At 69.0% G+C, this 8,380-nt stretch carries 5 protein-coding genes; all 5 read right to left on the reverse strand.

Features of this window, described 5'->3' with window-relative positions; translation table 11 throughout:
* Positions 1 to 9: 9 nt before the first annotated feature.
* Positions 10 to 1,881 carry a bifunctional diguanylate cyclase/phosphodiesterase gene (locus MJ777_RS21105; RefSeq protein ID WP_239377557.1) on the reverse strand — a complete coding sequence of 624 codons (1,872 nt, stop codon included), beginning with the start codon at positions 1,879 to 1,881 and terminating at the stop codon, positions 10 to 12.
* Between the two features lie 337 nt (positions 1,882 to 2,218).
* The gene (gene polA / locus MJ777_RS21110) at positions 2,219 to 4,990 is read right to left on the reverse strand and encodes a DNA polymerase I (RefSeq protein ID WP_239377558.1); all 2,772 of its coding nucleotides are present in this window, start codon (positions 4,988 to 4,990) and stop codon (positions 2,219 to 2,221) included.
* 648 nt (positions 4,991 to 5,638) lie between these two features.
* A complete protein-coding gene (locus tag MJ777_RS21115) occupies positions 5,639 to 6,349 on the reverse strand; it encodes an ABC transporter ATP-binding protein (RefSeq protein ID WP_239312526.1) in 711 nt (236 codons plus the stop codon).
* Positions 6,349 to 7,266 carry an ABC transporter ATP-binding protein gene (locus MJ777_RS21120; protein ID WP_370652801.1) on the reverse strand — a complete coding sequence of 306 codons (918 nt, stop codon included), beginning with the start codon at positions 7,264 to 7,266 and terminating at the stop codon, positions 6,349 to 6,351. The genes MJ777_RS21115 and MJ777_RS21120 overlap by 1 nt, the downstream gene beginning before the upstream one ends.
* A partial coding sequence (locus MJ777_RS21125; RefSeq protein WP_239377560.1) for a branched-chain amino acid ABC transporter permease occupies positions 7,263 to 8,380 on the reverse strand: 1,118 nt, incomplete at its 5' end. The genes MJ777_RS21125 and MJ777_RS21120, both read right to left, overlap by 4 nt.

The following is an 8,380-nucleotide window of genomic DNA, read 5'->3' on the forward strand; positions in this document are numbered from 1 at the left end:
GTCACCGGGTCAGTGCCGGTCTCCCGCAGGCGTGCCTGGGCCGTCCGCGGCCGCGGGCGGAACGGGGGCGTCCGCGCCAGCCACGGAGGCCGCCGCGGTGAACAGCGCCAGCAGCTCAGGGGATGGCGGCAGCGGCCGTGATATCGCCTCTCCCTGAAGAATGTCGCAACCGAGCTCCATCAGCATCCGCAGGGCGCGGGCGTCCTCGACGCCCTCGCCGACGACCCGCAGGCCCAAGCGGTGGCCCAGGTCCAGGACCGCACAGACGATCGCGGCGTCGGGCAGGCTCCCATGCGCGCCGGAGACGAACCCCCGGTCGATCTTCACCTCGTCGAACGGCAGCGCCTTGAGGATCTCCATCGAGCTGTACCCTGTTCCGAAGTCATCCAGCGACAGCTTCACTCCGCGGGTACGCAGCTCCCGCAGCATCGCCGCGGCCCGCGCAGGCTGGGTGACCAGCGCACTCTCCGTGATCTCCAGTGTCAGGACGTCGGCCGGCAGGCCATACGCGGACAGCGTCTGCGAAACCAGGCTGGGGAGATCGTCGCGGACGAGCATCCGCGCCGAGAGGTTCACCGACACCGGTACGTGGCGACCGGCCAAGGCCCAGTCGGCACACTGGCGCAGCGCCTCGTTCAGTACCCATTCGGTCACATCAATGATCAAAGTGGACCGTTCCGCCATGGGCAGGAACGCCTCGGGTGCCAGCAGCCCGCGGTCCGGGTGCGCCCAGCGCAGGAGCGCCTCGACACCGGCGATGCGGCCGGTCCGCGCAGACCGCAGCGGCTGGTAGTGGAGGCGCAGCTCACCACTGGCGACAGCGGCCCGCAACTGAGCGTGCATGGCCAGTTCCCACGGCCGGACGCCGGCCATACCCGGATCCCACACACCGACCCGTTCACCATCCCGTTTGGCCGCGTGCAGCGCCGCATCCGCGGCCGGTAGCAGCGCGTCAAGACTCGTTCCGTGCAGCGGGGCGGCCGCGACACCCGCGCTGGCCTCGACCTCGACCTCGACGCCGTCGATCCGGAACGGGCCAGCGATCTGGCTGATCACCATCCGGCCGATCGCACGCATCTGATCATGCGTGGCCGCGAGCTCAGCCGGCAGATCGGCCCCGTACATGACCACCGCGAACTCGTCACTGCCGATACGACCGGTGAACGCGGGATCCGCGGGTACGCCGCGTAGCTGCACCGCGATAGCCTGAAGCAGCCGGTCCCCAGCGGAATGACCGAGAGCGTCGTTGACCTCACGGAACCGGTTGATATCAAGAAGCACCAGGACGGCGTCACGACCCGCGGCAAGCGCGGCGGCGAGCGCGGGCTGGGCCACCCGAGCCAGTCCGGCCCGGTTCGCGAGGCCAGTCAGTGGATCTCGATCCACCAGGAGCTGGCTCCAGCGGCCGAATCCGTACACCACCAGGGTTGTCGCGGTGATGCTGAAGACAGTCATCACGACCGCGGGTATCGCGGCCCCGAGGTCTCCCTCGACCGCGAAAGCGGCCACGGCCCCCGCGCTGATGAGTACGGCGTGGGCGACCGCCTCCCACAGCCTGCGCACCATTGCCCCGCATGCCGCGATCCAGGAGTACCAGAGCAGGTACAGGTCGGAGTCACGGCCGTCGGTACTGTCACACAGCGCGATCGTTATCGCAAGAACCGAGGTGACCACCAGAACGTGGTGGACAGTCGGCCGCATGCGTGCCAGCAGCAGCGCGACAGCCAGGTTGGCCGTGCTTATCGCTACCGCGAGCCACGTCCCCAGCTGGTTCTGCCCTGGCGACCGGGGGAGCAGCGCGAGAACGAGGAAAAAGAAGAGGCCCCCGGCGGAAAGTATGATCAGAAATCGTCGTTGATCCGTGAAAGGCGGAAGGCTCATGTCAACCCCCACCTGATCCACAACGGATACCCACGGTACCGGGGAAGGCGCCACCGGATACCCCACGGGATAACTGCCCGAAAACTGCTCACAGTTACACTGTGAGCCTCAGCGACGCGGATGTAACCCGCCAGCCCACGGGTTTGGCGGGTCTACAGGACAGCTGTGGCTGATCGAAGATCCTGTATGCACACCCCAGTGACAATGCCGCCGCATCGGCGTGACCTGACACCGGGCGTGACCTGACACCGGGCGTGACCTGACACCGGGCGGCGGCTGCGGACAGCGGCGACAGGCCGGCACCCCGGCAGCAGCTCGGCTGACGGCACCCGGCAGGTCAGTGGGCGGCGTCGTCCCAGGTCAGGCCGCAACCGACACTGACATCAAGAGGTACCGACAGCTGGTAGGCCGTCCCCATCTCGGCCCGCACCAGTGCCTCGACCTCGGCCCGCTCGCCCGGAGCGATCTCCAGGACAAGCTCGTCATGGACCTGGAGCAACAGCCGCGACCGCAGCCGGCGGTCCCGCAGCGCCCGGTCGACGCCCAACATAGCGATCTTTATGATGTCCGCCGCGGACCCCTGGATGGGAGCGTTGAGCGCCATCCGTTCGGCCATCTGCCGACGCTGCGCGTTGTCACTGGTGAGGTCCGGAAGGTAACGGCGACGTCCCATGATCGTCTGTGTGTAGCCGTCCGCGCGGGCCTGCTCGACCACCCCACGGAGGAAGTCCCGTACCCCACCGAATCTGGCGAAGTACGTCTCCATCTGTGCGCGGGCCTCTTCCGGATGGATGCCGAGCTGGCTGGCAAGCCCGTACGCCGACAGGCCGTAGGCCAGCCCGTAGGACATGGCCTTGATCCGGCGGCGCAGCTCCGGGTCGACCGCGTCCACGGGCAGGCCGAACGCCTGGGCCGCCACATAGGTGTGCAGGTCCTCGCCGGAGGCGAACGCCTCGATCAGTCCCGCGTCGCCGGACAGGTGCGCCATGATGCGCATCTCGATCTGGGAGTAGTCGGCCGTCAACAGGGACTCATAACCCGCGCCGACGATGAACGCCCGGCGGATCTGACGGCCCTCGGCCGTGCGGATCGGGATGTTCTGCAGGTTCGGGTCGGTCGAGGACAACCGGCCGGTCGCCGCAATCATCTGGTTGAAGGTCGTGTGGACACGACCGGCATCGTCGATCATCGGGATGAGCGAGTCCACCACGGTACGCATCCGAGCGACGTCACGGTGGCGCAGAAGTACCGCCAGTAGCGGATGGTCGGCCTGGGTGGCAAGCCAGACCAGCGCGTCCGCGTCGGTGGTGTAGCCAGTTTTGATCTTCTTGGTCTTCGGCAGGCCCAGCTCGTCGAACAGAATCACCTGTAGTTGCTTGGGTGAGCTGAGGTTGAATGGGCGCCCGACAATCTCATGAGCCTGCCCGGACACCGCGGCGACCTCAGCGGCGTAGTGCTTCTGGAGTTCCATCAGATGATCGGTGTCAGCGGCGATACCGGCCCGCTCCATCCCGGCCAGCACGCCGACGAGCGGCAGCTCCACGTCGTGCAGGAGCGCGGTGGCACCGCGCCGGACCAGCTCCGCGTCGAGCACGTTGGCGAGCTCAAGGCAGGCACGGGCCCGCACGACGTCCGCGGCGGCCGCGTCCGCCTCGTCTGATCCGTCGATGGTCAGCTGCCCGGTGTCAGACCCCTGCGCGCGCAGGTCACGCCGGAGATAGCGCAGCACGAGATCGGCCAGGTCGAAGCCGCGCTGGCCGGGCAGCGCGAGGTAGGCCGCGAGCGCGGTGTCGCTGGTGACACCCGCGAGAGACAGGCCACGGGCGGCAAGCGCCGACATCGGGCCTTTGACGTCATGCGCGGCCTTGGGCTGGTCAGCGTCGGCGGCCCACCGCGCCAGCGCGTTCTCATCGGCCACGGTGAGCTCGGCTGGGTCGATCCAGGCACCGGCGCCGTCGATGGTGGCCAGCGCGAGCGCGGTGACGATGCCGGTGCCCCGCCCCCAGCTCCCCCGGATGTACAGGCCGACGCGCCCGCCGCCATGGGCATGTTCGGCCAGCCATGCGGGCACCTCGCCGGGCCCCAGGACCCGCGTGGCCACCTCGAAACCCTCCTCAGCCGCGGGTTCGACCGTGGCCAGCGCCGTGTACAGCCGTTCCCGCAGCGTCCGGAACTGGAGGGTGTCGAAGAGCTGGTGGACGGCTTCACGGTCCCACGGGCGCAGCCGCAGGTCGGCGGGGGAGAGCTCCAGCGGCACGTCACGGGCGAGCTCGGTCAGGGTCCGGTTGCGGATCACGCTGGCAAGGTGCGCGCGCAGCGATCCGCCCACCTTGCCGCCGACTTCGTCCGCCCGGTCGACGAGTTCGGCCAGCGAGCCGAACTGCTGAATCCACTTGGTGGCGGTCTTCTCCCCTACGCCGGGTACCGACGGCAGGTTGTCCGACGGGTCGCCGCGCAACGCGGCGAAGTCCGGGTACTGCACCGGGGTGAGCCCGTACTTGGCCTCGACCTCCGCCGGGGTGAACCGGGTCATGTCGCTGATTCCGCGCCGGGTCATCAGTACCGTCACCTGGTCGGTGACAAGCTGCAGCGCGTCACGGTCACCGGTGACAACCAACACCCGCATGCCCACGGCCGCGCCCTCAGCCGCGAGTGTCGCGATGACGTCGTCGGCCTCGTAGCCAGCGGCGCTGACCCCGGTCACGGCGAGTGCGTCGCACACCTGCTGGATCAGGCTCACCTGCCCGACGAAGTCCTCGGGGGCCTCGGCACGCCCGGCCTTGTACTCCTCGTACTGCAGGTGCCGGAACGTGGGCGTCGGCAGGTCCCAGGCCACCGCCACATGGGTGGGGCGCTCGTCGCGCAGCACATTGATCAACATTGACGTGAACCCGTAGACCGCGTTGGTCGGCTGCCCCGTCGTGGTGGCGAAATTCTCGACCGGGAGCGCGAAGAACGCCCGGTAGGCCAGGGAGTGGCCGTCGAGCAGGAGCAGCCGCGGCTCACCGTCGTCGAGCACGGGCCGGGCTGCGGCCGGCGCCGGCCGAGCAGCCGAACGCGCGGAGCCGCGGGTTGTCGGGTTGTCGGGGCTCGCGGTTGTGGCGGACACGACACGAGTCTATGGACAGCCTCCGACAGGGGAGCCATGGCGCGAGGCGCCGCCCGGTCGGCGCGAGCCGGACAGACGGCTGCGGCACCGGAGCGGGATCTCGTATCCGGTGCCACCGGGTATCGGTGTGTCCCGGCCGGGACGGTAACGGGTGTCCCCACGCGGATTCGCGGCAGCCGGGTACCTGCCACCGCCGATATCCGGCTGATGCTGTCCGGATGACCACTATTCAGCTGACCGCACGGCCACCGGCCGGCTTCCGAGTACGCGATCACAGTACTTCCCGCGCGTCCGGATGCCACGGTGGTCAGTACGCCCGCGGGCCGTATTCGATCACAAAGACGGATGTGTGAACGTGTCACCGGTCACGTCGCGAAGAAGGGCGGGAACACTGGGGGAAGGCCACGGGGAAGACAGTGAGCGAGAACTGGCCAAGCCGTCCGCCCGGTGCATTGACGTGGCCATCGGTTACGCCTTAGCGTCTTGCCGGTGGGGCCCGGGGCGGACGAGTAGATAACGTCCATGCACGGGGAAGGTGTGGACGGCACCAAAGACCGTTCCGGGTTTCACTTATTCATCTACAGCTTTATGTGCCGCTGGGTACACGGTTCGATCCCGCGTCCCCCGGCCGCGCGCGATACCGGCCACTCAGACAACGTCTTCGCCCAGATAAGCCCGCCGAACGCGGTCGTCCGCGCGCAGCAGGCCCGCCGGACCGTCCAACACCATCCGGCCTGTCTCCAGCACATAGCCGCGATCCGCGACCGTCAGGGCCTGATGGACGTTCTGCTCCACCAGGAGCATGGACACGCCGGTACTGTTGATCTCACTGATGACCGCGAAGATCGTGGCGACGACCAACGGCGCGAGCCCCATGGACGGCTCGTCCAACAGCAGCACGCGAGGCCGCGCCATGAGCGCCCGGCCGATGGCCAGCATCTGCTGCTCGCCGCCGGAAAGGCTTCCCGCGGCCTGCCCGCGGCGCTCGGCCAGCCGCGGAAACATCGTGAACACCCGGTCGATGTCCCCACGCACCCAGCGGCGATCCCGGTAGGCGCCCATCAACAGGTTCTCCTGGACGGACATGACCGGGAACACCCCGCGGCCTTCCGGCACATGACTGACGCCACGCGCGACGATCTCGTGCGCCGGCAGGCCCGAAAGCCGCTCACCGTCCAGCGACACCTCCCCCGACGCCGGGCGCAACAGCCCCGACACCGTTCGCAGCGTCGTGGTCTTACCCGCGCCGTTCGCCCCCAGCAGGGCCACCACCTCGCCGGTCTCGACCCGCAGGCTCACCCCACGCAGCGCGGTCACCGAGCCGTAGCGGACCTCCACGCCGGTGAGCTCGAGCGCCATCAACAGCCGCCGCGCGCATCAGCAATACCGTCCGGGATGCCGTCGATGCCGTCCGGGATGCCGCTCGTGTCGCTGCCGCTGTCGGCGGGGGCAGCCGCGGCCGTGCCCAGGTACGCCTCACGCACCGCCGGGGCCCGCTGGACCCGGGCCGGCGGGCCGCTGGCGATGACCCGGCCGAAATTAAGCACGACCACGTCCGTGGCCACGCTCATCACCAGGCCCATGTCATGTTCGATCAGCATCACGGAGATCCCGTCCGCGGCGATCCGCCGCAGCAGCCCGGCCAGTTCGTTCTTCTCGGCCGTGTTCGCGCCGGCCGCCGGTTCGTCCACCAGCAGCAGGCACGGGCCGCTGCCCAGCGCCCGCGCGATCTCGAGGCGACGCTGCTCCCCGTAGGCGAGCGTGGCGGCCGGGACGTGCGCGCGGTGGGCCAGACCGACGAAGGCGAGCAGTTCCATGGCCCGCCGCACGCCGCGAGCCTCGGCGTGCCGGACGCCAGAGGTGGCGAGCATCACCCGCAGTGCCGCCGGGCGCTCCCGTCCCTCCACTCCGATCTGGACGTTGGCGAGCGCGCTCAGCCCGCCGAACAGCCGGGTGTGCTGGAACGTCCGGGCCAGCCCGAGCCTGTTGATCATATGGGGCCGGCGGCCGAGCAGGTTGATGGGAGATCCGTCACGCCCCCACAGCGTGACACCGCCGCTCTGCGGACGGTAGACGCCCGTCAGGCAGTTGAACAGCGATGTCTTGCCCGCGCCGTTCGGACCGATCACCGCGAGGATCTGGCCGCGTTCATGGCGTAGCGACACCCCATCCAGGCTGGTGACTCCCCCGAAGCGGAGCACGAGTTCGCGCACGTCGAGCACCAGACCAGCGCTGCCGCCATCGACGCTGGGAGCCCTGATCGGCATGTCGTTCATCCGGCCTGCCCACCGACCGGGAGCGCTCCCCCGACGCCCGGGACACCCGCGTCGTCGGAGTCGGGGAGCGCCACGCCGACCCGCTCACGTCGCCGTGGCGGGAGCAGGCCCTGCGGCCGGAAGATCATCATAATGACCACGATCATCCCGAAATAGATGTACCGATCGGTCGGGGGCACCACATCGCGCAGGAAGAACGCCAGCCCCTGGAGGACCACAGCACCGAGCACCACGCCAAACCGGGAGCCCATCCCGCCGAAAATCACGATGGTGAGGACCAGGATCGACGCCTGCAAGCTGAAGGTCTGCGGGTTGAAGAACTGCTTGGTCGCGAAGAGCACACCCGCGAAACCCGAAACAGACGCGCCGATCGAGAACGCGAGCAGCTTCATCCGTACCGTCGCGACGCCCGAGATCTCGGCCGCGAACTCGTCCTCCCGGATTGCCGCCCAGGCCCGGCCGACGCGCGACCGTTCCAGCCGGCCGAACAGCACGATCACCGCAGTGATGATGGCGAGCAGGAGGTAGTAGTACGGCAGTGGCGCCAGGCCCCAGGCATAGTGGAACTTCCCGACGTCCAAGGATAGCGGTGGCACGCCGAACACTCCGCGCGAGCCGCCCGTGACACCGTCGAGGTTGTTCGCGAGCAGCTGGATGATCTCGCCGAACCCCAACGTCACGATGGCCAGATAATCCCCGCGCAGCCGCAGCGTGGGCCCGCCGAGAGCCACCCCGGCGACCATCGCCGCGACCACCGCGATCGGGACCACGACGAACGGGTTGAGAATGATCGGCGAGTGCCAGGGCATGGCTGTCCGGGACGTGCAGTAGGCGGTCGTGTAGGCCCCGATCGCAAAGAACGCGATATAGCCGAGGTCGAGCAGGCCGGCGTAGCCGACCACCACGTTCAGGCCCAGCGCGAGCAGGGCGTAGATCCCGACGTCGGTGACGAGCGACTGAGCGGCCGCTGTGGACAGGCCCAGCGGCACGATGAGGGCTATACCGAGCATGCCCGCGCTTACCGCTGCCCTCCCCCGGGCGGATGCCGCGAAGCCGCCGAAGCCGCCGAGGGTGCCGGCCCATGCGCTCAGCCGCTGCGGCACGCCCAGGCCGG

It is taken from the genome of Protofrankia sp. Cj5 (assembly GCF_917627405.1).
Classification (GTDB): domain Bacteria; phylum Actinomycetota; class Actinomycetes; order Frankiales; family Frankiaceae; genus Protofrankia.

What these genes read in the sequence shown, in the direction of transcription:
- MJ777_RS21115 (WP_239312526.1), bottom strand. Translation starts at nt 6,349, where the DNA reads ATGGCGCTCGAGCTCACCGGCGTGGAGGTCCGCTACGGCTCGGTGACC.
- MJ777_RS21120 (WP_370652801.1), bottom strand. Translation starts at nt 7,266, where the DNA reads ATGAACGACATGCCGATCAGGGCTCCCAGCGTCGATGGCGGCAGCGCT.
- MJ777_RS21105 (WP_239377557.1), bottom strand. Translation starts at nt 1,881, where the DNA reads ATGAGCCTTCCGCCTTTCACGGATCAACGACGATTTCTGATCATACTT.